The sequence below is a fragment of the Nocardioides marmotae genome, from assembly GCF_013177455.1.
In the GTDB taxonomy this organism is placed as follows: domain Bacteria; phylum Actinomycetota; class Actinomycetes; order Propionibacteriales; family Nocardioidaceae; genus Nocardioides; species Nocardioides marmotae.
Genome location: NZ_CP053660.1, coordinates 1,722,434 through 1,744,218, shown reverse-complemented (window position 1 = coordinate 1,744,218; position 21,785 = coordinate 1,722,434). Strand labels below are relative to the sequence as shown.

The 21,785-nt window shown below is 74.5% G+C and carries 16 protein-coding genes; 9 read left to right on the top strand and 7 right to left on the bottom strand.

Going from position 1 to position 21,785, the window contains the following annotated elements; genetic code table 11:
* The first annotated feature begins 24 nt into the window (after positions 1–24).
* Both HPC71_RS08415 and HPC71_RS08410 read left to right on the top strand, forming a co-directional pair.
* Positions 25–2,172, top strand: a complete 2,148-nt coding sequence (locus HPC71_RS08415; protein ID WP_154615172.1) for a S9 family peptidase — start codon at positions 25–27, stop codon at positions 2,170–2,172.
* Between the two features lie 233 nt (positions 2,173–2,405).
* On the top strand, positions 2,406–3,362 hold the full coding sequence (locus HPC71_RS08410; RefSeq protein WP_154611922.1) for a sigma-70 family RNA polymerase sigma factor: 957 nt from the start codon (positions 2,406–2,408) through the stop codon (positions 3,360–3,362).
* A gap of 28 nt (positions 3,363–3,390) precedes the next feature.
* Here the strand turns inward: HPC71_RS08410 and HPC71_RS08405 are convergent, their stop codons facing one another.
* Together HPC71_RS08405 and coaE are read right to left on the bottom strand one after the other, a co-directional pair.
* Positions 3,391–4,674: a glycoside hydrolase family 3 N-terminal domain-containing protein gene (locus HPC71_RS08405; RefSeq protein WP_171896551.1), complete on the bottom strand. Its 1,284-nt coding sequence runs from the start codon at positions 4,672–4,674 to the stop codon at positions 3,391–3,393.
* Positions 4,671–5,264, bottom strand: coding sequence for a dephospho-CoA kinase (gene coaE / locus HPC71_RS08400; protein WP_154615115.1), 594 nt, complete (start codon positions 5,262–5,264; stop codon positions 4,671–4,673). Before coaE ends, HPC71_RS08405 begins: the two co-directional genes overlap by 4 nt.
* A gap of 101 nt (positions 5,265–5,365) precedes the next feature.
* Between coaE and HPC71_RS08395 the strand changes: the two genes are divergently transcribed.
* Positions 5,366–6,613 carry a class I adenylate-forming enzyme family protein gene (locus HPC71_RS08395; protein ID WP_171896549.1) on the top strand — a complete coding sequence of 416 codons (1,248 nt, stop codon included), beginning with the start codon at positions 5,366–5,368 and terminating at the stop codon, positions 6,611–6,613.
* 9 nt (positions 6,614–6,622) lie between these two features.
* Here the strand turns inward: HPC71_RS08395 and HPC71_RS08390 are convergent, their stop codons facing one another.
* Entirely contained in the window at positions 6,623–7,567 is a 945-nt protein-coding gene (locus tag HPC71_RS08390; RefSeq protein WP_253943954.1) for a GlxA family transcriptional regulator, read from the bottom strand.
* Positions 7,568–7,660: 93 nt separating this feature from the next.
* Here HPC71_RS08390 and HPC71_RS08385 point away from each other — a divergent pair, with 93 nt between their 5' ends.
* The gene (locus HPC71_RS08385) at positions 7,661–7,807 is read left to right on the top strand and encodes a hypothetical protein (protein WP_154615113.1); all 147 of its coding nucleotides are present in this window, start codon (positions 7,661–7,663) and stop codon (positions 7,805–7,807) included.
* A gap of 130 nt (positions 7,808–7,937) precedes the next feature.
* On the opposite strand, the gene rpsA is transcribed toward HPC71_RS08385, so the two are convergent.
* On the bottom strand, positions 7,938–9,422 hold the full coding sequence (gene rpsA / locus HPC71_RS08380; protein ID WP_154615112.1) for a 30S ribosomal protein S1: 1,485 nt from the start codon (positions 9,420–9,422) through the stop codon (positions 7,938–7,940).
* Between the two features lie 263 nt (positions 9,423–9,685).
* On the opposite strand from rpsA, the gene HPC71_RS08375 reads away from it, so the two are divergent.
* Both HPC71_RS08375 and HPC71_RS08370 read left to right on the top strand, forming a co-directional pair.
* Complete coding sequence (locus HPC71_RS08375; protein ID WP_154611927.1) at positions 9,686–10,435, top strand: ABC transporter; 750 nt, start codon at positions 9,686–9,688, stop codon at positions 10,433–10,435.
* The gene (locus HPC71_RS08370) at positions 10,432–11,286 is read left to right on the top strand and encodes a class I SAM-dependent methyltransferase (RefSeq protein WP_154615111.1); all 855 of its coding nucleotides are present in this window, start codon (positions 10,432–10,434) and stop codon (positions 11,284–11,286) included. The genes HPC71_RS08375 and HPC71_RS08370 overlap by 4 nt, the downstream gene beginning before the upstream one ends.
* 175 nt (positions 11,287–11,461) lie before the next feature.
* Here the strand turns inward: HPC71_RS08370 and pgfA are convergent, their stop codons facing one another.
* The gene (gene pgfA, locus HPC71_RS08365) at positions 11,462–12,361 is read right to left on the bottom strand and encodes a cell envelope lipid trafficking protein PgfA (protein ID WP_154615110.1); all 900 of its coding nucleotides are present in this window, start codon (positions 12,359–12,361) and stop codon (positions 11,462–11,464) included.
* 126 nt (positions 12,362–12,487) lie between these two features.
* On the opposite strand from pgfA, the gene HPC71_RS08360 reads away from it, so the two are divergent.
* Both HPC71_RS08360 and HPC71_RS08355 read left to right on the top strand, forming a co-directional pair.
* Positions 12,488–14,329: a hypothetical protein gene (locus HPC71_RS08360; protein WP_154615109.1), complete on the top strand. Its 1,842-nt coding sequence runs from the start codon at positions 12,488–12,490 to the stop codon at positions 14,327–14,329.
* A complete protein-coding gene (locus HPC71_RS08355; protein WP_154615108.1) occupies positions 14,326–15,552 on the top strand; it encodes an acyltransferase family protein in 1,227 nt (408 codons plus the stop codon). Before HPC71_RS08360 ends, HPC71_RS08355 begins: the two co-directional genes overlap by 4 nt.
* Here HPC71_RS08355 and HPC71_RS21170 read toward each other — a convergent pair.
* Together HPC71_RS21170 and HPC71_RS08345 are read right to left on the bottom strand one after the other, a co-directional pair.
* Positions 15,444–19,745 (bottom strand): alpha-(1->3)-arabinofuranosyltransferase domain-containing protein, encoded by a 4,302-nt coding sequence (locus HPC71_RS21170; protein WP_154615107.1) that lies wholly within the window; start codon positions 19,743–19,745, stop codon positions 15,444–15,446. The two genes, HPC71_RS08355 and HPC71_RS21170, sit on opposite strands and share 109 nt — an antisense overlap.
* Entirely contained in the window at positions 19,742–20,512 is a 771-nt protein-coding gene (locus HPC71_RS08345; RefSeq protein ID WP_216656573.1) for a class I SAM-dependent methyltransferase, read from the bottom strand. Before HPC71_RS08345 ends, HPC71_RS21170 begins: the two co-directional genes overlap by 4 nt.
* 33 nt (positions 20,513–20,545) lie before the next feature.
* Between HPC71_RS08345 and HPC71_RS08340 the strand changes: the two genes are divergently transcribed.
* A complete protein-coding gene (locus HPC71_RS08340; RefSeq protein ID WP_154615106.1) occupies positions 20,546–21,778 on the top strand; it encodes a glycosyltransferase family 4 protein in 1,233 nt (410 codons plus the stop codon).
* The last annotated feature ends 7 nt before the right edge of the window (positions 21,779–21,785 follow it).

Below are 21,785 nucleotides of genomic sequence, written 5' to 3'. Positions count from 1 at the left end.
GGGCCCGACGCTAGCGTTGCCGGCATGCACCCCCCCGTCGTCCCACCCGTCGCCGCCCGCCGCCCGACCAGCCGAGAGATCCACGGGCTCACCCGCGTCGACGACTACGAGTGGCTGCGCGACAAGGACTCCCCCGAGGTCCTCGCGCACCTCGAGGCCGAGAACGCCTACACCCAGGAGCGCACCGCGCACCTCGCCGACCTGCGCGCCACGATCTTCGAGGAGATCAAGGCGCGCACCCGCGAGACCGACCTGTCGGTCCCGACCCGCAACCGCGGGCACTGGTACTACGGGCGCACCTTCGCCGGCAAGGAGTACGGCGCCACCTGCCGCGTCCCGGTGACCGACCCCGACGACTGGACCCCGCCGACGCCCGCGGAGGACTGCGCCCCCGACGAGCCGGCGCTGCCCGGCGAGCAGGTGCTGCTCGACCTCGACGAGCTGGCCGAGGGGCACGAGTTCTTCTCCCTGGGCGGGTCGGCGGTCAGCCCCGACGGGAACCTGCTGGCCTACTCCACCGACACCGTGGGCGACGAGCGCTACACCGTCCGGGTCAAGGACCTCACCACCGGCGAGCTGCTGCCCGACGAGATCACCGGCGTGATCGGCGGCGCCACCTGGGACCGCGCCGGGGAGCACCTCTACTACACGACCATCGACGACTCCTGGCGCGCCGACAAGATCTGGCGCCACCGGCTCGGCACCACCCAGGCCGACGACGAGCTCGTCCACCACGAGACCGACGGCCGGTTCTGGGTCGGCGTGGGCCGCACCCGCTCGGACCGGTTCATCGTCGTGGCCGCCGGCTCCAAGGTCACCTCGGAGTACCGCTACCTCGACGCCGACCACCCCGAGCTCGGCCTCCAGGTCTTCGCCGAGCGGGTCGAGGGCGTCGAGTACACCCTCGACCATGCCGTCATCGCCGGCGAGGACCGCTTCCTGGTGCTGCACAACGCGGCCGGGCCGGACTTCGAGATCGGCCTCGCCCCGGTCGCCCCGACCCCGATCGCCGACCTCGTCCCGCTGGTGCCGCACGACCCCGCCGTCCGCCTCGAGGACGTCGACGCCTTCGCCGGCCACCTCGTGGTCCACCAGCGCAGCAACGGCCTGACCCAGCTGCGGATCATCGAGCTCGGCGAGGACGGCCCGGGCGAGGACTACCTCGTGGAGTTCGACAGGCCGCTCTACACCGTCGGCTCCGGCGGCAACCCCGGCTTCCACCAGCCCACCGTCCGGATCGGCTGGACCACGATGGTGGTGCCGTCCTCGGTCTACGACTACGACGTGCGCACCCGCGAGCTGACCCTGCTCAAGCAGGCGCCGGTGCTCGGCGGCTACGACCCCGCCGACTACCAGGAGCACCGGCTCTGGGCCACCGCGGAGGACGGCGAGCGGATCCCGATCTCCATCGTCTGCCGCCGCGACGCCCGCGAGGACGCCACGATGGGCACCGCGCCGGTCCCGACCCTCCTCTACGGCTACGGCGCCTACGAGGCCTCGATCGACCCCTACTTCTCCATCGCGCGGCTCTCCCTGCTCGACCGGGGTGCGGCCTTCGCCATCGCCCACGTGCGCGGCGGCGGCGAGATGGGCCGGCGCTGGTACGACGACGGCAAGCTGATGCGCAAGCAGAACACCTTCTCCGACTTCGTCGCCTGCGCCCGCCACCTCGTCGACCGCGGCTGGACGACCCCGGAGACGCTGGTCGCCGAGGGCGGGAGCGCCGGCGGGCTGCTCATGGGCGCGGTCGCCAACCAGGCGCCGGAGATGTTCGCCGGGATCGTCGCGGGCGTCCCGTTCGTCGACGCGCTGACCACGATGCTCGACGCGACGCTCCCGCTGACCGTCACCGAGTACGACGAGTGGGGCAACCCCGAGGCCGACCCGGAGGTCTACGCCTACATGGCCTCCTACGCGCCGTACGACAACGTCGCGGCCCGCGGCTACCCGCCGATCCTGGCCGAGACCTCCCTCCACGACACCCGCGTGCTCTACGTCGAGCCGGCCAAGTGGGTGGCCCGGATCCGCGCGGCCGAGCCGGAGGCCGACGTGCTGCTGCGCACCGAGATGTCGGCCGGCCACGGCGGCGTCTCCGGGCGCTACAAGGCCTGGCACGACCGGGCCTTCAGCCTTGCCTGGATGCTCGACCGGATGGGCCTGGCCGACCGCTGACCCGTGCCTCTTCGCGGCCCGGGCATCCGTCCGGGCCGCGGCGTCGAACACCTCGCGAGGAGAGCGTGTCCTGAGAAGTGCCTAAGAGTAGGAAACCCCTGCAACTCCAGGCGTTTCTCACTCGTCCTCCTCGGTGAGAGCACTCAGGTTTGCCCCGGGAATCGCCGGGACACCGGGTGCGTTGTAGACGGCGTGAGGTGCCCGGCAGGCCCTCACAGTGAGGGAGGCATCACATGGCGACACGCACCGCACAGTCCGGGGCACGTGAGATCGAGGGGCGCGACAGCGTCGGTCTCTACCTGGACGAGATCGCCCGCAACGCCTTGCTGGACGCCGCCGCCGAGGTCGAGCTCTCCAAGACCATCGAGGCCGGCCTGTACGCCGAGCACCTGCTCGCCGAGGGCCGCGTGGGGCGCCGCAAGGGCGGGGCCCCGATGACGGCCTCCCGCGAGGAGCTGGAGTGGCTCGCGGAGGAGGGCCGCAAGGCCGTCGACCAGTTCATCACCGCCAACCTCCGTCTCGTCGTCTCGATCGCCCGCAAGTACGGCCGCGCGCAGATGCCGATGCTCGACCTGATCCAGGAGGGCAACACCGGCCTGATCCGCGCGGTCGAGAAGTTCGACTACACCAAGGGCTACAAGTTCTCCACCTACGCCACCTGGTGGGTGCGCCAGGCGATCACCCGTGGCATCGCCCAGCAGGCCCGGGTCGTCCGACTCCCCGTCCACGTGGTCGAGGAGCTCAACCAGGTCGGCGGCGCGCGCCGCACCCTGGAGCGCCAGCTGGGCCGCGACCCCGAGCCGCACGAGATCGCCACGGAGCTCGGCATGGACGTCGACCGCGTGCTGGACCTGATGTCGTGGGGCCGCGAGCACGTCAGCCTCGACTCCCCCGTCGACGACGACGGCGACACCTCGCTGGGCGACCTGATGGCCCAGGAGACCGCCCCGGGGCCGGACCTGACGGTGCTGGACACCGAGTCCCGCGACCGGCTCAACAGCCTGGTCGGTCACCTCGACGACCGGGCCGCCGACATCATCCGCTCCCGCTACGGGCTCACCGACGGCCGCCAGCACAAGCTGGCCGACATCGGCGCCAAGCACGGGATCTCCGCCGAGCGGGTCCGCCAGCTCGAGCGGGAGGCGCTGCAGAAGCTGCGCCGGATCGCCGACCCGGACCTGGCCGCCTGACGGCGACCGCTCCTCCGTCTAGTCCACCTCAGTACATCGCGTCGAGCTCGCGGGAGGCCTCTCCCGCGAGCTCGACGACATCTCCAGGCACCTCGACCTCGTCCGCGACCCGCTGCTGCCACAGCTGGAGCGCGACGACCATGGCGGCGGCCTCCTCGGCCCGCTCGCGGGTGACCTCGCCGGTCTCGATCGCCTCGGTGACGACCGCGTGGGTGTGGCGGGTGTCGGGCGGCATGAGCAGCAGGTCGGCGCCGGCGTTGAGCGCGGTGACGGCCGGCTTCTCGCGGCCCATGACGGCGCCCATGCCGAGGGAGTCGGTGATCGTGACGCCGGCGAACCCGACGTCCTCGCGCAGGAAGTCATAGACCGGCGCGGAGAGGCTCGACGGCACGCCCGGGTCGATCGCCTCGACGTCGAGGTGGCCGATCATCACCGCCGGCGCCTGCGCCTCGACGGCCGCCTCGAACGGCGGCAGGTCGGTCGTCGCCAGCTCCTCGGCGGTGCGCCCCAGCACCGGCAGCGACTCGTGGCTGTCCGCGGTCACCGACCCGTGGCCGGGGAAGTGCTTGGTCGTCGAGACGATCCCGGCCGCGTTGAAGCCGGCGACGGCCTCCTGGACCGCGGCGGAGGCGAGCGCGGGGTCGGTCGAGGGCGAGCGGGTGCCGATCGTCGGGTCGGCCGCGCCGACGGTCACGTCGGCCACGGGCGCGAAGACCCAGGTGAACCCGAGGTCGCGCAGCTCCAGCCCGGTGGTCTCGGCCGCACGGCGTACGACCTCGCGGCCGGCCGGGCCCTGCTCGACCGCGGGGCCTGCGTGGGCGAAGGAGGGGAACTCCGTGGCGATCCCGCGCAGGTGGCTGACCGACCCGCCCTCCTGGTCCACGCCGAGGATCGCGGGGAAGGTGCGGCCGTCGGCGGCGACCGCCTCGGAGACCGCGGCGTTGAGCGCGCGGACCTGCTCGGCGTCGACGACGTTGCCGGAGGTCACGCACAGGCCGGAGAGGTGCAGGTCGCGCACCATCGCGGCGGCCTCCTGGGCGTCGTGGCCCTGGAAGCGGCCGACGATGACCTGCCCGGCCAGCCGGGCGGCGTCCCAGTCCGCGACCAGTGCGCGGGCCTGCGCCAGCTCGCCCTCCGTGGGGCCCCAGCCGGTGGGCGCGTCGGGGTCGGCGGGCGCGCTCGACGCGGTCGCGGAGGAGGAGGCGCCGGACCCGGCGCCGGCCGAGCCCTGCTGCGCGCCGTCGCCCGCGCCCGAGCAGGCGCCGAGGGTGAGCACGGCGGCCAGGCCGAGGGCGGGCAGGGCGCGCCTCACGCGGCTCCCCCGACGAGCTCGGCGTGGACCTCCAGCACGCGGCGGCGCAGGTCCTCCAGGGTGCCGGTGTTGTCGATGACGTGGGTGGCGATCGCCAGCCGCTGCTCGCGGGTCGCCTGGGCCCGCACCCGGGCCTCGGCGTCCTCGCGGGTCATGCCGCGCAGCTCGAGCATCCGCTGCACCTGCGTCTCGACCGGCACGTCGACGACCAGGACGGCGTCGAAGGTCGGCGCGCGGCCGGACTCGGCGAGCAGCGGGATGTCGTGGACGACGAGGGCGTCGGGGTCGGCGGAGCCCTCGAGCTCGACGATCCGCTCGAAGACCAGCGGGTGCACGATCGACTCGAGCTCCTTGCGGCGGGCCTCGTCGGCGAAGACGATCGCGCCGAGCGCGGGGCGGTCCAGGTCGCCCTCCGCGGTGAGGATCCCGGACCCGAAGGCCTCCACGACCCGCTGGAGGCCGGGCGTCCCCCGCTCGACCACCTCGCGGGCCAGGGCGTCGCCGTCGATGACGACGGCGCCGAGCTCGCTGAGGATCGCCGACACCGTGCTCTTGCCCGACGCGATGCCGCCGGTGAGTCCCACGCGCATGGGCGCCAACGTACGTCACCGGGCCGGGCGCTCCCGAACCGGCCGAGCACCCCGCGGCGGTCGGTGGACCCAGGTCACCCGCCGCTCACTACGCTGCCGCGGTGACCTCCCCGGCCCGCCCCCAGCTCGCGACCGGCGACCGGGTCGCCCTCCTGGTGCCCGGCTCGACGACGTACCTCGACGCGGTGCTCTCGCTGCTCGCCCGCGGGGTCTTCCCCATCCCGCTCGACCCGCGCCTGACGCCCCACGAGCGCGATCGCGTCCTCGCCGGGCTCGACCCCACGCTGGTCGTCGAGGACGAGGCGACGCTGGCGGCCCTGGTCGACCCGGGCTGCCGTCGCAGGCTGCCGCGGGGCCGGCCGATGCACGTCACCAGCGGCACCACCGGCACCCCGAAGGGGGTCTTCAGCGGCCTGCTCGGCGAGGACGACGCCCGGGCGCTCGTCGCGGAGGAGCGCGACCTGTGGGGCTTCGCCGCCGACGACGTGAACCTGGTGCTCAGCCCGCTCTACCACTCAGCGCCCCTGCGCTTCGCGATGGGCACGGCGCTGGCCGGCGGCCGGGTGGTCGTGCCAGGCCCGTTCGATCCCGCCCGGGTCACCGCGGCGATCGTGGCCGAGCGGCCCACCACGATGTTCTGCGTGCCGACCCACCTCCAGCGGCTCTTCGCGCACTGGGACGCCGAGGGGTGGCCGGACCTCTCCTGCTTCCGGCTCGTCGCCCACGCGGGCGCGCCCTGCCCCGATGCGGTCAAGCGGCGCCTGGTCGAGGCGTTCCCCGCGGGGTCGACATGGGAGTTCTACGGCTCGACCGAGGGTCAGTTCACCGCCTGCCGCAGCGAGGAGTGGCTCGAGCGGCCCGGCACCGTCGGGCGGGCCCGCCCCGGCCGGCGGCTGCGCGTCGCCGAGGACGGCACGATCTGGTGCGCCGTGCCCGACTTCGCCCGGTTCACCTACTACGGCGCACCCGAGAAGACCGCGGCCGCCTGGCAGGGCACGGAGTTCACCGTCGGCGACCTCGGCCGCCTCGACGACGACGGCTACCTCTTCCTCGACGGTCGCCGGGAGGACCTGGTGATCAGCGGCGGGGTCAACGTCTACCCGCTCGAGGTGGAGCAGACCCTGCGCGAGCACCCGGGGGTCGAGGACGTCGCGGTGTACGGCGTGCCCGACGAGCAGTGGGGCCAGCGGGTGTGCGCCGCGGTGGTCGGGACCGCGGCCGAGGCCGACCTGGCGACGTACGTCCGCGAGCGGCTGGCGCCGCCGAAGCGGCCGAAGACCTGGTCCTTCCTCGAGGAGCTCCCCCGCACCCTGACCGGGAAGGTGCTGCGCGCCCGGCTGCCCCGGTGAGGGGCGCCCTCAGCAGGCGAACTGGCGCCGGTAGGCCTGGGGGCTGACGCCCCGCACGCGCGCGAAGTGGTGGCGCAGCGTGGCCGCGTTGGCGAAGCCGACCTCGCCGGCGATCCACTCCACCGGCCGGTCGGTGCGCTCGAGCAGGTGCTCGGCGCGCAGCACCCGCTGCCGGGTCACCCAGGCGTGCGGGGTCGCGCCCGTCTCGGCGCGGAAGCGCCGGGCGAAGGTCCGCGGCGACATCAGCGCGCGCCGGGCCAGGGACTCGACGTCGAGGTCGGCGGCGAGGTTCTCCAGGATCCAGCTCAGCAGCGGGCCGAGCGTCTCGGCGTCGCAGTCGGGCACGGCGTGGGCGATGAACTGCGCCTGGCCGCCGTCGCGGTGCGGCGGGACGACCATCCGCCGCGCGGCCGAGGCCGCCGTCGCCGCCCCGAACTCCTCGCGCAGCAGGTGCAGCGCCGCGTCCAGCCCGGCCGCCGACCCCGCGCCGGTCACCACCCGCCCGTCGTGGACGTACAGCACGTCCGGGTCGACCTCGGCGGCCGGGAACCGCTCGACCAGCTCGGCGACGTGGCGCCAGTGCGTGGTGCACCGGCGGCCGTCGAGCAGGCCGGCCTCGCCCAGGACGAAGGCGGCGGTGCAGTGGGCGAAGACCGTCGCGCCGCGCTCGTACGCCGCGGCGACGGCCGCAGCGACCTCCGGTGACGGCGCGAGGTGGTCACGCTTGGGGCACACGCACACCAGGTCGGCCTGCTCCACCACGTCGAGGCCGTGCTCGACGTGCAGGTCGAAGCCGGACGCGCCACGGACCCGCCCGGGTCGGGGGGCGGCGACCTTGAAGTCGAAGACCGGGTTGTCGTCCTCGGGGTGGTACGGCTCTGCCCACACCTCGCACATCGACCCCAGCCCGAAGGGCTCGGCACCGTCCTGGACGAGGACCACCACGTTGCGCACCCGACGAGTCTGCGCGCGATGTGGCAGGAAATCAACGGGCCATGTCATCCCTGCCACTCGTGGCGGGATCGCGACGAGAGCAGAGTTTCTGCCATGACCGGACTGATCCTGCTCCTGCTGGTCGCGACCGCGCTCGCCGTCGAGACCGTCCGCCGCACCCGTCACGACGGCTCCGGGCCGTCCCGTCCGCCCGCCTCCCACGTCGAGGACCCGCGGTTCCACTCCCCCACCCGCCGCTGAACCACCCGCCGCCGACCCACCCGCCGCCGAATCATGTGCGGCGGGAATGCCGAAGGCCCGGCCACCTCGCGGTGACCGGGCCTTCGAACGGTTGCGGAACTACCCGCGGACCAGAGGGATCAACGAGTGATCACTGGCCGCCGGTGAGCTTCTCGCGGAGCGCCTGCAGCGCCTCGTCAGAGGCGAGCGAGCCGCCGCCGGTGCCACCCTCGGCGACCTCGGACTCGTCCGTGCCACCGCTGGAGTACGAGGTGGCCTCGCCGGCCTCGACCTCGGCCTTGGCGGCCTCCTGCTGCTGCTTGACGTGGGCCTCCCAGCGGGCGTGGGCCTTGGCGTACTGGTCCTCCCAGATCGCGCGCTGCTCCTCGTAGCCCTCGAGCCACTCGCCCGTCTCGGGGTCGAAGCCGTCGGGGTAGACGTAGTTGCCCTGCTCGTCGTACGTGGCGGCCATGCCGTAGAGCGTGGGGTCGAACTCCTCCACGTCGGAGGCGGCAGCGGTCTCGTTGGCCTGCTTGAGCGACAGCGAGATCCGGCGACGCTCGAGGTCGATGTCGATGATCTTGACCATGACGTCGTCGTTGACCTGGACGACCTGCTCGGGGATCTCCACGTGGCGCTCGGCCAGCTCGGAGATGTGCACCAGGCCCTCGATGCCCTCCTCGACGCGGACGAACGAACCGAAGGGCACCAGCTTGGTGACCTTGCCCGGCACGATCTGGCCGATCTGGTGGGTGCGGGCGAAGTGCTGCCACGGGTCCTCCTGGGTCGCCTTCAGCGACAGGGAGACACGCTCGCGGTCCATGTCCACGTCGAGGACCTCGACGGTGACCTCGTCGCCGACGGCGACGACCTCGGACGGGTGGTCGATGTGCTTCCAGGACAGCTCGGAGACGTGGACGAGGCCGTCGACGCCGCCGAGGTCCACGAACGCACCGAAGTTGACGATCGAGGAGACGACACCCTTGCGGATCTGACCCTTCTGGAGCTGGGTCAGGAAGCCGTGGCGAACCTCGGACTGGGTCTGCTCGAGCCAGGCACGGCGCGACAGGACCACGTTGTTGCGGTTCTTGTCGAGCTCGATGATCTTGGCCTCGAGGGTCTGGCCGACGTAGGGCTGCAGGTCGCGGACGCGACGCATCTCCACGAGCGAGGCCGGCAGGAAGCCGCGCAGACCGATGTCGAGGATCAGGCCGCCCTTGACGACCTCGATGACGGTGCCCTCGACGACGCCGTCCTCCTCCTTGACCTGCTCGATCGTGCCCCAGGCGCGCTCGTACTGGGCGCGCTTCTTGGACAGGATCAGACGACCTTCCTTGTCCTCCTTCTGGAGGACGAGGGCCTCGACCTTGTCGCCGACCGCGACGACCTCAGAGGGGTCGACGTCGTGCTTGATCGACAGCTCGCGCGAGGGGATGACGCCCTCGGTCTTGTAGCCGATGTCGAGCAGGACCTCGTCACGGTCCACCTTGACGATGGTGCCGTCGACGATGTCGCCGTCGTTGAAGTACTTGATGGTCGCGTCGATCGCGGCGAGGAAGTCCTCTTCGGACCCGATGTCGTTGATCGCCACCTGGGGCGCGTCGTAGTCCGGAAGAGTAGAGATGGTGCTCGTCATGTAGAGACAGATCCTTGGGTGGGCAGAAGTCGTACGGGCGCGCGCAAGGAGGTCCTTTTCACTACCGGTGGTGTCCTGCCCGAGAGCCGCGGAGCGGCAGGAGGGCTGATAGCGAGCGAGGGTCCGCTCCGTCCGGGACGCAGGCAGACCTCTGGCGCAACAGCCAGCGTACGCCGCCGCGCGTGACGGAGCCAACTCCGGCCCGCACCGGGGTCCGCCCGTGTCCCATCTCCCCGCCGGCGCGCCCCGCTAGGTTTCACCACATGCCCCTCCTGCCCGCACTCCTCGGCGCCGCGACCCTCCCGGTCCGCCTGGCCGCGGCGGCCACGCAGACCACCCTCCAGCTCGGCCACCTCGCCTCCCCCGACGGCCCGTTGCGCCGGCCCGGGGGCTACGCCGACCTGCTGCTGCGCGTGATCGGCGAGCAGGGGTACGCCGAGCAGCTGACCCGCCTGCTGGCCGACGAGGACGGCCCGATGCGGCTGGCCGGGGCGCTCGCCGACCTGGTCGCCGCCGACCGTCCGCTGGGCCGGCTGCTCCAGCGCGACGGCGTGCTCGACCGGCTGCTCGCCGAGGACGGCCCGCTGGTCCGGCTCCTGGCCGACGGCGGCGCGCTCGAGCGGCTGCTCGCCGACGGCGGGCCGCTGGACCGGCTCGCCGCGCACGAGGGCGTGCTCGACCGGCTGGTCGCCGCCGGCGGGGCGCTGGACCGGCTGACCGCGGAAGGCGGCGTGCTCGACCGCGTGCTGGCGCCCGGCGGGCTCGCCGACCGCGTGCTGACCGAGGACGGCTTCGTCGAGAAGCTCGTCGCCGAGGGCGGCACGCTCGACCAGCTGGTCGCGCTCGGCGAGACCCTCGAGACGATCCAGCCCCGGCTCCAGGAGCTGGCCCTCCTCATCCCCTCGCTGGCCGACTCCGCGGACGCCCTCGGCCGCGCGGTCGGGCCGATCGGCGACCTCGCCGGCCGGCTGCCGCTCAGCCGGCGCCGCGCACTCGGGGCGGGCCCGGCATGAGCACCTCCGGCGGCTCGCCCGACGCCCCCGACTCCCGCCACCACCCGCCGCTGCCCCCGGTCCGCGTCGAGCGCCGGGCGGTCAGCGAGGCCGAGTCGCGGCAGGCGAACGGGCCGGACTGGGACCGCTACGCCGATGAGTACCAGGCCACCCACGGCGAGTTCCTCGGCGACGTCGGCTTCGTGTGGGGCCCGGAGGGCTTCACCGAGGCCGAGGCCGGGATCCTCGGGGAGGTCGAGGGCCGCGACGTGCTCGAGGTCGGCTCCGGCGCCGGGCAGTGCTCGCGCTGGGTCCGCGCCCGGGGCGGCCGGGCGATCGGCCTGGACCTCTCGCTGCGCCAGCTCCAGCACTCCCGCCGCATCGACGAGGCCACCGGCGTGGTCGTGCCCTCGGTACGGGCCACGGCCACCGCGCTGCCGTTCCGCGACGCGTCGTTCGACGTGGTCTTCTCCTCCTTCGGCGCGCTGCAGTTCATCAGCGACCTGGAGGTGGCGGTCGCGGAGACCGCCCGCGTGCTGCGGCCCGGCGGGCGCTACGCCTTCTCCATCACCCACCCGACCCGGTGGATGTTCGCCGACGACCCGGGCGAGGAGGGGCTGGTGGCCAGCCAGTCCTACTGGGACCGCACGCCGTACGTCGAGGTCGACGACGCCTCCGGCGAGGTCTCCTACGTCGAGCACCACCGCACCCTGGGCGACTGGGTCGCGGTGCTGGCCGGCGCCGGGTTCGTCATCACCGACCTGCTCGAGCCGGAGTGGCCGGCCGGCCACGACCGCGTCTGGGGCGGCTGGTCCGAGGTCCGCGGCCGGCTCACCCCCGGCACCGCGATCTTCGGCGCCACCCGCGCCTGAGCGCCGCCCTCCCCCGGGTCCGTGCAACGCGCCGTCCGTCGCCTGCCGCGCCGGTCCGACGACTACCGCGCCGTCGGGTCGGCGCGGTAGTCATCTGGACAGCGCGTCACATCCCGGGTCGCATCCCCCGCGCCCCGCAGAAACGAGCGGGACGGAGCAGGTGCCTGCCGGAGGATCAGGCGGGCGCGGCGGCGGCGTGGGCGCTGTGGGCCGCCTGGGACCGCCGGCCCATGAGGAGCAGGACGGCGCCGAGGGCGAGGGCGATGGCGCCGCCGATGAACCCGATCCGCGGGACGGTCTCGGTGATCAGCGTGAGGTTCGCGGCATTGTCCTTGGCCTCGCTCAGGCTGGTGGCGAGCTGGTCGTCGGTGAAGGCGACGTTCAGGTCGAGGACCTCCGTGCCGTCCTCGAGGTAGCGCTGCTGGGACTGCTCCTGGTTGACCACGGCGCCGGTGATCGGCTCGACGTAGATGTCGACGGCCTGGCTGTAGGTGCCGGGGGTGCCCTCGGCGACCTCGATCGCCTCGTCCTCGACGCTGGCGGCGAAGTGGTAGACGGTCAGGCCCTCCATCTCGGTCTCCTCGAGGAACTCCATGTCGACGGTGCGACCGAGGGTGCCGTCCCAGTAGGGGTAGTCGGTCTTCTCGGTGTCGAAGGGGAACTTGTTCACGATGCCCTCGTAGGGCGTGGAGCCCTCCGGGAGGTTCTCGTGGTCGCGGCCCAGCGCGGTCACCCGGTCGGTGGCGAAGGTGCCGACGGTCGCGGAGACCAGCCGCTCGTCCTCACCGTCGACGCAGTCCGGCGCGTTGCCGTCGGTGTTGGCCACCACGCAGGAGGTGTTCACCCAGATCGTGGTGTCGTCGGTCGACGCCTCGCTGTCGGCCTTGGTGATGCTGGTGACGTTCACCGCGAAGGTCTCCCCCAGCTTGGTGGCCTCGCCGTCCAGCCGCGTCGTCTGGTCGACGTCGACCGGCGTCTTCTTCACCACCCCCGGGGCCCACACGGACGTCAGCAGCCCCGCCACCACGAGAAACCCTCCGATGGCGATCAGGACTCGCCCGGCAATCTTTCGCATCGCATTCCCTCCCCAGGAAAGTCACAACGCGGCGAACGTAACCTGCATCACACCGAACGTGCATCATTTCGGACAAAGGAGTCCGTACTTCGTCCCCCGGCGCCGGAGCCGGGCAGACTTCGCCGGGTGCGCGCAGCGATGAGACGAGCGGCCCGAGCGTCCGACCGCCCGGCACCCACCGGCCCGCACGTCGTGCTCGCCGCGGCCGTGGCCATGGTCCTGGCCCAGCTCGGGTTCCGGGCCTGGGCGGTCGCGGGCGGGTTCTTCTACGGCGACGACTACCAGCTCGTCGACGAGGCCCGGGCCGCGGACGGCCTGTCCGCAGGCCAGGTCGTCGAGCCGTACGCCGCGCAGTTCATGCCGTGGGGCCGGTTCCTGGCGTGGCTCGCCTCGACGACCGAGTCGCTGTCCTGGCCGCTCCTGGCTGCGACCAGCCTGGCCGTCCAGGCCCTCGCGAGCGCGGCCTGCGTGTGGATGCTGGTCACCCTCTTCGGGCGCCGCCCGCTGATCCTGGTCCCGCTGGCGCTCTACCTGAGCACCGCCGTCACCATGCCGGCGCTGATGTGGTGGGCGGCGGCGCTGAACCAGCTGCCGGTCCAGGCGGTGTTCTTCGCCGCGGTCGCCGCCTGGGTGCGCTACCTGCGCTCGCGCCGGCTGCTCTGGCTCGGCATCACCCTCGCGATCCTGGCCCTCGGGCTGTGCTGCTACGTCAAGACGCTGCTGGTCTTCCCGGTCCTGGCGTTCCTGGCGCTGGCGTTCTTCGCCCGGGGCGGGCCGGTGCGCCGGGTCGTCGAGGTCGCCCGGACCTACTGGCCGGCTGTCCTCGCCGGCGTCCTCGGGGGCGCCGCCTTCCTCGTCTACTACCTGCTCGAGGTCCCCCAGATCAGCTCCGACGAGCGCCCGGTCGGCGCCGGCGAGCTGGCCCACCGGATGATCGGCGACTCCTTCGGCACCGGCGTCCTCGGCGGGCCCTGGCACTGGACCACCGACATCGCGCCGGTCGCCCGGGCCACGCCCCCGGAGTGGGCGGTGCACCTGACCTGGATCGTCATCGCGCTGGTCGTCGTGGGGACCGTGCTGCGCCGCGAGCGCACGCTGCGCGTCTGGCTGCTGCTCGCGGCGTACGTCGGCGCCGACTTCGTGCTGCTGCTGACCACGCGCGCGCAGGTGGTCGGCTCGGTCAGCGGCACCGAGTACCGCTACCTCACCGACGCCGCCTGCGCGGTCGTGCTGTGCCTGGGCCTGGCCACGATGGAGCTCCTCGACGCGCCGGACTCCACCCGGACGCGGCCCGAGCCGCTGCTGACCCGGGTGCCCGGCCCGCGGGTGGTCGCCGCGGCGACCGCGCTCGTCGCGTTCTCCGGCCTGGCCAGCTCGTGGGCCTACGCCAAGGTCTGGCACGACCAGCACCCCGGCAAGACGATGCTCGGCGCGGCCGTCGAGCAGCTCGAGGGCGTCGCGTCGGTGGACCTGGCCGACCAGGGCCTGGCCTCCGACGTCAGCGGCGCGTTCGGCCCGCCGTACAACTCCCTCGAGGTGCTGCTGCCGATGCTCAGCCCGGCCGCGCGCTTCCCCGACAGCACCGAGCGGCTGCACGTGCTGGAGGAGGACGGCACCGTGGTGCCCGCGCAGGTCGAGGACACCCTCGCCGCCGAGCCCGGCCCGGTGCCCGGCTGCGGCTGGCGGGTCCGCGAGGAGGGCCGGACGATCCCGCTGGAGGGACCGGCCATCCCGGTCGGCTGGTGGCTCCAGATCGACTACCTCGCCTCCGCCGACAGCGGGCTGCGGGTGGAGGCCGGCGGCGGCACCACGATCGCGGACGTGGTGCGCGGCCTCGGCACCGTGTTCGTCAAGGTGCTGCCCGAGGAGCGCTTCGACACGATCAGGCTCGAGGGCCTCGACCCGGGTGTCACGCTGTGCGTGGACACGCTCGTGGTGGGCCAGCCCGAGCCGGAGGAGGACGCATGACGACCGTCGCGGCGGCACCCGTCGAGCTCGACGTGAGCGACCCTCCCCACTTCCCCGCCCTCGACGCGCTCCGCGCCGTGGGGGCCCTGGCGGTGCTGGTCACCCACGTCGCCTTCTGGTCCGGGGACTACGGCCGCCACGGGTACGCCGGCACCCTGCTGTCCCGCCTCGACGTGGGCGTCGCGATCTTCTTCGTGCTCTCGGGGTTCCTGCTCTCCCGCCCCTACCTCGCCCGCGCGGCCCAGACCCTGCCGCCGCCCTCGACGCGCAGCTACCTGTGGCGGCGGTTCCTGCGGATCACCCCGGTGTACGTCGTCGCGGCGCTGCTCGCGCTGGCGCTGCTCGACGACAACGCCGACCTCGGCGCACCCACGTGGGCGACCACGCTGCTGCTGGGCAACACCTTCGTCGACCCGCTGCCGCCGGCCGGGCTGACCCACATGTGGAGCCTGGCCGTCGAGGTCTGCTTCTACCTGCTGCTGCCGCTGCTCATGCTCGCGGCCACCGGCCGACGCGGTCGCGGGCTCTCCACGGCCCGCGTCGTCACCGTCCTGGTCGCGATGACCGCGGTGACCGCGTGGTGGCACCTGCACGGCGCGGACTGGGCCGACACCTGGACCGGGGGCGCCCCCGGCCAGTGGCTGCCCGGCTACCTCAGCTGGTTCGCCGCCGGCATCGGGCTCGCGCTCGTCCACGTGCTCGCCACCCGCGGCAGCGCGACCGCCCGCCGGCTGCTCGCCCCGGGCCGCCAGGCCGGGGCCTGCTGGACCCTCGCGGGTGCGCTGCTGCTCGTGGCCGCCACGCCGCTCGCCGGCCCGACCGTCCTCGTCGCGCCGACGACCGCGGAGTCGCTGACCAAGAACCTGCTCTACACCGCGATCGGCGTGCTGCTGGTCCTCCCGGCGCTGGTCGCCGACGAGCGCAGCGGCTTCGGGCGCGCGTTCGGCCACCCGCTCGCCCGGCGCCTCGGGGTGGTGTCGTACAGCCTGTTCGCCTTCCACCTGCTCGTGCTGCACGCGGTGATGGCGGTGACCGGCTGGCAGGTCTTCAGCGCCAACGGCCCGCTGCTGCTCCTCGCCTCGCTCGCGGGCAGCCTGGTCCTCGCCGAGGTGGGCTACCGCGTGCTCGAGGTGCCGGCGATGCGCTTGAAGCGCCTCGTGCCGCCCCGCCGGGCCGAGCCGATCGTGGCCACCACGGCGACCAGCGGCACGACGGAGAGGTAGCCGACCCAGGCCTGGTCCCCCGCCCAGCCCGCACTGCTCCCCCACGGCGTCACCGCGTACGCCGCCGCGGCGGCCAGCAGCGGGAGGGCCAGCGCCCAGGGCGCGACCTCGGGGGCGCGCCGGACCAGCAGCACGGTCAGGCCGATGGCGACCGCGCCGACCAGCAGCCCGACCGTGCCGGCGACCAGGCCGGCCCCGGCGAGCGCGACGACGGCCGCGGCCGCCGGCGGCACCCGCCGGTCGGTGAGCGCCGGCGGCACCGGCCCGGCCCAGCGCCGCCGGGTCAGCACCAGCACGACCAGCAGCCCGACCAGCGCCACGGCGCCGCCCAGCAGGCCGGCCCGGTAGGTGGTGTCGGGGGCGAAGCGGACCTCGACCGGCCCGTCCCCGGCGAGGCGGAAGCCCTGCTGCCAGCCGTCGAGCACGACCGGCTCGAGCTCCTCGCCGTCCTGGGTGGCGACCCAGCCGGCGTTGGCGTTCTCCCGGAGCGCGACCACGGCGTCACCGGGCGCGGGGGCGAGGACGCGGCGCACCGGGCCGTCGAGGTCCTCGACCGCGGGGGCCGGAGCCGACGCGGGCCCGGGGTCGGTGGTGGAGGTCAGCACGACGGAGGCGGCGTCGAAGGCGTCGCTGCGCTCGGCGGCGACCGCGACGGCGCCGGCGGGCAGCGCGAGCGGCCCGGCCGTGCCGGGCCCGCAGGGGCGGGCGGGGACCGTGGCGCCCTGGAGCAGCTCGAGGGCGGAGGCGGTGACGGCGGTGCGGAGCCGGCGCGGCCCGATCTGGAGGTCGGGGCCGGTCCCGCACGCCCGGGTGACCGGTCGGTCGGTGAGGCCGAGCGGCAGGAACGGCACGCCGGTCACCGAGACCTCCCCCACGCCGACCGGCACGAGGCGCGAGGAGCCGTCGAAGGCGAGGTCGGATGCCTGCTCGGCGGAGAGCACCTGGATCCGCAGGCCGTCGGCGCGGACCCCGCCGAAGACCGCCCGGCCGTCGCGGCCGAGCTCGACCTCGCGCACCTCGACGGTGCGCCCGCCGCGGGTGAAGGTCAGCAGCACCCGGTCGGGCAGCCGCGCCGCCACGTCCGCGTCGAGGTCGAGGTCCAGGCCCGTGACCAGGCGCGCGCCCAGCCACGAGAGCCGCAGCTCGACCTGGTCGTCGTCGGGGTCGGCCAGCCACGTGGTCGACCGGTCGCCGTCGATCGCGGCGACCGCGCCGGCCCGCGGGTCCGGCAGGGCCAGCGAGGAGGCGGTCGCCCCGACGGGCTGGTCGCGCAGCACGAGCTGGTCGAGGGCGACGCCCGCGCGCGGGCGCACGGTAAGCGACGCGTCGTACGACGCCGGGGCGGGGAGCTCGAAGGATCGCCGGACCACGGGGCCGTCCTCCGAGGCGCGGTCGCGCCCGGCCGCGCAGCGGTCGCGGAGAGCCACCTCGACGCAGCCGGTGCGGGCGTCGAGGTCGGCGCGGAGGACGATCGCGTCCGGCGCGCCCCACTCCTCGGGCAGCGTCGGGAGGTCGAGCACGCGCCGCACCACCAGCCCGGGCACGTCGACCTCGGCGACCGCGAGCCGCGCGGCCGACGGTCCCCCGACCCCCTCGACGCGCAGCCAGTCCACGGTGGTGCTGCCGTCCTCGCCGGCCGGGAGCAGCACCCGGCGGGTGCCGCCGGGGCTCAGCTCCACCGGCTCGGAGGCGCCGTGCTCGGTGACCACGCGCAGGCGCTGGCGCCCGTCGTGGGCCGCCGCGGTGACGGTGAGCTCCTCGACGTCGAGCGGCTCCTCGAGGTCCACACGCCACCAGGACGTGTCGTCATTGCGGAAGCCGGAGTCCCAGGCGGTGTCGGGGGCGCCGTCGAGGGCGGCGTAGGGCAGCGCGCCCCGCTCGCTGCCGCCGGCGGTGCCGCCGTCGGAGACCGAGGAGGAGGCGGAGATCGCGGCGGCGCCCTCGAGGCGGGCGGTGGTCGTCCAGCGGTCCATGTCACCGGGGCCGCCGAGCGGGTAGTCCGGGACCGGCCGGTCCTCCCGGCGCACGTCGCCGGGCGTGGTGACCGCGGAGCTGCCGTCGTGGATGCGGGCGAAGGAGCGCTCGCGCTCGCGCAGACCGTCGGTCAGCACGACCCGGCCCGGGTCGGCGGCCGCCTCGGCATCCGGCGCGAGCACCGTCGGGGCACTGCCCAGGACGTCGAGGTCGAGCAGGTCGGGCAGGTCCTCGGGGCCGGCGGCGAGCACGGTCGGCTCCGCCGCGGAGACCGCCGCGGGCGCCGGCCCGACGGCGTACACCTCGACGGCGGCGCGCTCGGCCTGCCAGCCGCCGTTGACCAGCACCCGCTGCTGGTCGTCGCGCAGGTGGGCGTCGCCGCCCACCGTGGGGCCGAACGCCGCGACCTGCTCGATGCCCGGCGAGGACGCCAGCGCCTGGTGGACCAGCACGGGGTCGGGGACGTCGTCGGAGCGCTGGAGGTCGTTGCGGACCACGAGGTGCTCCACGCCCGCCCGGCGCAGCGCGGCGGTCAGGCCGGGCGAGCCGTGGCCCTCGGCCATCCGGCGCTCGATGCCGTCGAGCATCCGGATCGTGGCCGGCGGGGTCAGCGGGATGACGTTGCGGACCGCCCAGCGGGAGTCGGCGAGCCACTGCATCGGCTCGTCGGCGGTGTCGCCCCACAGGTACTCCCCGAACGGCGAGCCCGGCAGGAGCAGGGCGGTGCCGCCGTCGGACTCGGCGGCGACGTAGTCGGCCGCCTGCTGCCAGTAGTCCGGCACGCCGAGGGTCGCCCCGGCGGGCTCGATGCGGCCCTGGACGGCCGGGGCGGCGCAGCCGACGACGGCGAGGACGACCGCGGCGACCAGCACCCGGCGGTTGACGCGATCCGCGCGTGGGGCGTCCCGCTGCTCGCGCAGCGCGGTGAGGGTGCGGTCGACGACGAACGCGAGGCCGATGACCAGGGGCAGCCGGATGATCGGGTCGAACTTGTGCACGTTGCGCAGCGGCGCCAGCACGCCATCGAGCAGCTCGGCGACCGGCACGGAGAGCCAGCCCTCCACGACGCCGCGGTGGCCCGCGGTCACCATGAGCACCCCCACCAGCAGGGAGAGGCCGAGGAACGCCCGGTGCGGGGTACGCCGGTCCAGCAGGCCCGCGACGCCGAGCAGGAGCAGCACCCCGCTGAGCACGATCACCCAGGAGGTGCGGAGCAGGTCGTTGCCGGCGCGGGAGCCGGCGTCGGCGTACGGCACCCAGTTGGAGGTGCCGCGCAGCGCGTCGAAGAGCGTCGTCGGGAAGGTCGTCACCGACGTGGTCTCGATGAAGTCGAGGAACGGCGGGCTGTAGGCGCCCATCACGAAAAGCGGCACCAGCCACCACGCGGTGGCCAGCGCGGTGAACAGCGGCCACCACAGCATCAGCGCGCGGCGGCGCGGGCCGGGCGTGCGGGTCAGCAGCCACACGATCCCGAGCGGGAGCACCGCGAAGGTCGCGGCCGCGTTGACGCCGCCGACCATCGCCACGCCGAGCGCAGCCAGCGCGGCGGCGCGGCGCGGCGAGCCCTGCGTGGCGCCGCGGACCAGCGGCAGCAGGACCCACGGCGCGAGCGCGCTCGGCCAGGCCTCGATCGAGATCGGGCCGAGGGTGGTGAGCAGCCGCGGGGAGAGCGCGAAGGCGAAGCCGGCGACCAGGCAGGCCAGGTCCGAGCGGACGCCGAGCGCCCGGGCCACCTTCGCGGCCCCGGCCAGCGCCACCGACATGACCAGCCCCTGCCAGAGCCGTTGGACGACCCAGCCCGGCAGGTCGACCAGCCAGCCCAGGACGAAGAACGGGCCCATCGGCCACAGGTAGCCGTAGGCCTGGTTCTGCAGCTGGCCGAACGCGCCCTCGGCGTCCCACAGGTGCAGGGCGCGGCTGAGCCAGTCGACCGGCGCCAGCGCGAGGTCGAGCTTGGTGTCGGCGGCCAGCAGGCCGGGGCCCTGGACGAACGCGAGCCCCACGAGCACCGCGCAGGCCGCGAGCAGGCGGAACCGGAAGACGCCCTCCGGGCTCCGGTCGGCGGGGGCGACGGCGCGCGGGGCCGAGGCCGAGTCCGAGGCCGGGTCCGTGATCGGGTCCGGGGCCGCGCCCCGGCGGGTGCGCGGCTCGGCGCCCCGGGCGGTCCGCGGCTCGGTGCCCGGGTCGGTGCCCAGGTCGGTGTCGGGGCTGGTGCTCATCGCTTCCGCAGGACGATCACGAGGTTCCAGGTCACCAGCTCGCGCACCACCGGGACGTGCAGCAGGAACCGCGACCAGCGCGGGTTGTAGCGCGGGGTGAGGTCGACGACCTCGGCGACGCCGAGGTCCTGCTGGGCCCGGGCCCAGCGCAGGCCGGCCCCTGCGGTGACGGCGAAGAGCGACTCGCCGTACTTGTTCTTCGGCTCGTGGCCGTGCTTGGCGGCGTACCTGCGGCGTGCGCGCCGGCCGCCCAGGTAGTGCCACGGCGCGGTCTCGTGACCGCCCCAGGGCCCCCACCACAGCGTGTAGGAGATGAACACGGTGCCGCCGGGGCGGGTGACCCGGAGCATCTCGTCGGCCATCCGCCACGGGTCGGGCACGTGCTCGAGGACGTTGGAGGAGTAGCAGACGTCGACCGCGCCGCTGCGGAACGGCAGCTCCATCCCGCTGCCCACGACGGTGCCGGAGGCGATCTCGCCGAGACCGGCGAGCTCGCCGACGTCGGCGTCGAGGGCCCAGTACGTCGCCCCGGCCTCGCGGAAGGCGTCGCGGAAGTAGCCCGGCCCGCCGCCGACGTCGAGCAGCACGGCGCCGTCGAGGTCGACGTAGGTCGAGAGCTGGTCGGCGGAGTCCTCGGCCAGCGCGGTGTAGAACCGGGCCGGGTCGGGCTGCTCGTAGCCGAACTCGCGGAAGAGTCGCACCGAGCGTCGGAGCGTCGCCTTCCACGGCCGCCGGGAGCGGGTCGCGAGGGGGGTCTGGCTCGGCACGCCGGAACCTTACCCACTGGTACCTTCCCCCGGATGGGAGACGGAGCAGACGGGGCGCTCGAGCCGCTGGAGGGCACGCACGTGGCCTTCCTCAGCTGGCGCGACACGCGCAACCCGGAGGGCGGCGGCGCCGAGCGCTACCTGGAGAAGATGGCCGCCGGGCTCGTGGCCCGCGGCGCCCGGGTGACGATCTTCTGCGCCGCCCACGCGGCCGCCCCGCCGGAGGAGGTCGTCGACGGCGTCCGGTTCGTGCGGCGCGGCTCGAAGCTCTCGGTCTACCCCGCCGGCATGTGGGCGCTCGCCTCGGGCCGGCTGGCCCGCGGCTCCGGCCCGGTCGACCTCGTCGTCGACGTGCAGAACGGCCTGCCGTTCTTCAGCCGCCTGGTCACCCGCGCCCCGGTCGTCGTCCTCGTCCACCACGTGCACCGCGAGCAGTGGCCGGTCGTCTACAGCGGGGCGACCGCGCGCGTCGGCTGGTGGATCGAGCGCCGGCTCGCCCCCTGGCTCTACCGGCGCTCCCAGTACGTCGCAGTCTCCCGCGCCACGCGGGCCGAGCTGCGGGGGCTGGGCGTGCACGGCCCCCGCGTGGCCGTCGTGCACAACGGCACCGACCCGGTCGTCCCCGTCGACCCCGGGCCCTCGCCGACCCCGATGATCGCCGTCGTGGGCCGGCTCGTGCCGCACAAGCAGGTCGAGCACGCCATCGACGCCGCGCTGGCGCTGCGCGAGGAGCACCCCGACCTGCGGCTGCACGTCGTCGGCGGCGGCTGGTGGGAGGCCGAGCTGCGGGAGTACGCCCGCGCCCGCGGCGCCGGGGACACCGTCGTCTTCGAGGGGCACGTCGACGAGGCCCGCAAGCACGAGGTCTACGAACGCGCCTGGGTGCTGGCGCTGCCCTCGCTCAAGGAGGGCTGGGGCCTGGTCATCGGCGAGGCGGGGATGCACACCACCCCGACGGTCGCCTACCGCTCGGCGGGCGGCACCCGGGAGTCGGTCGCCGACCAGCGCTCCGGGCTGCTGGTCGACACCGCCGAGGAGCTGACCGCCGCGATCGGGTTGCTGCTGCGCGACCCGGCCGAGCGGGAGCGGCTGGGCCGGGGTGCGCGGGAGATGAGCCACGCCTACACCTGGCAGCACGCCCAGCAGTCCTTCGCGCTGGTCGTCCAGGCGGCGCTGGCCGGCCGGCTCGTGGACAGCCAGGACCCCGAGGACCCCGACGAGCTGCTCGCTCCGCGTCGCCGGCGGCGGGTGCGGCGCCAGGGCTGAGCCCGAG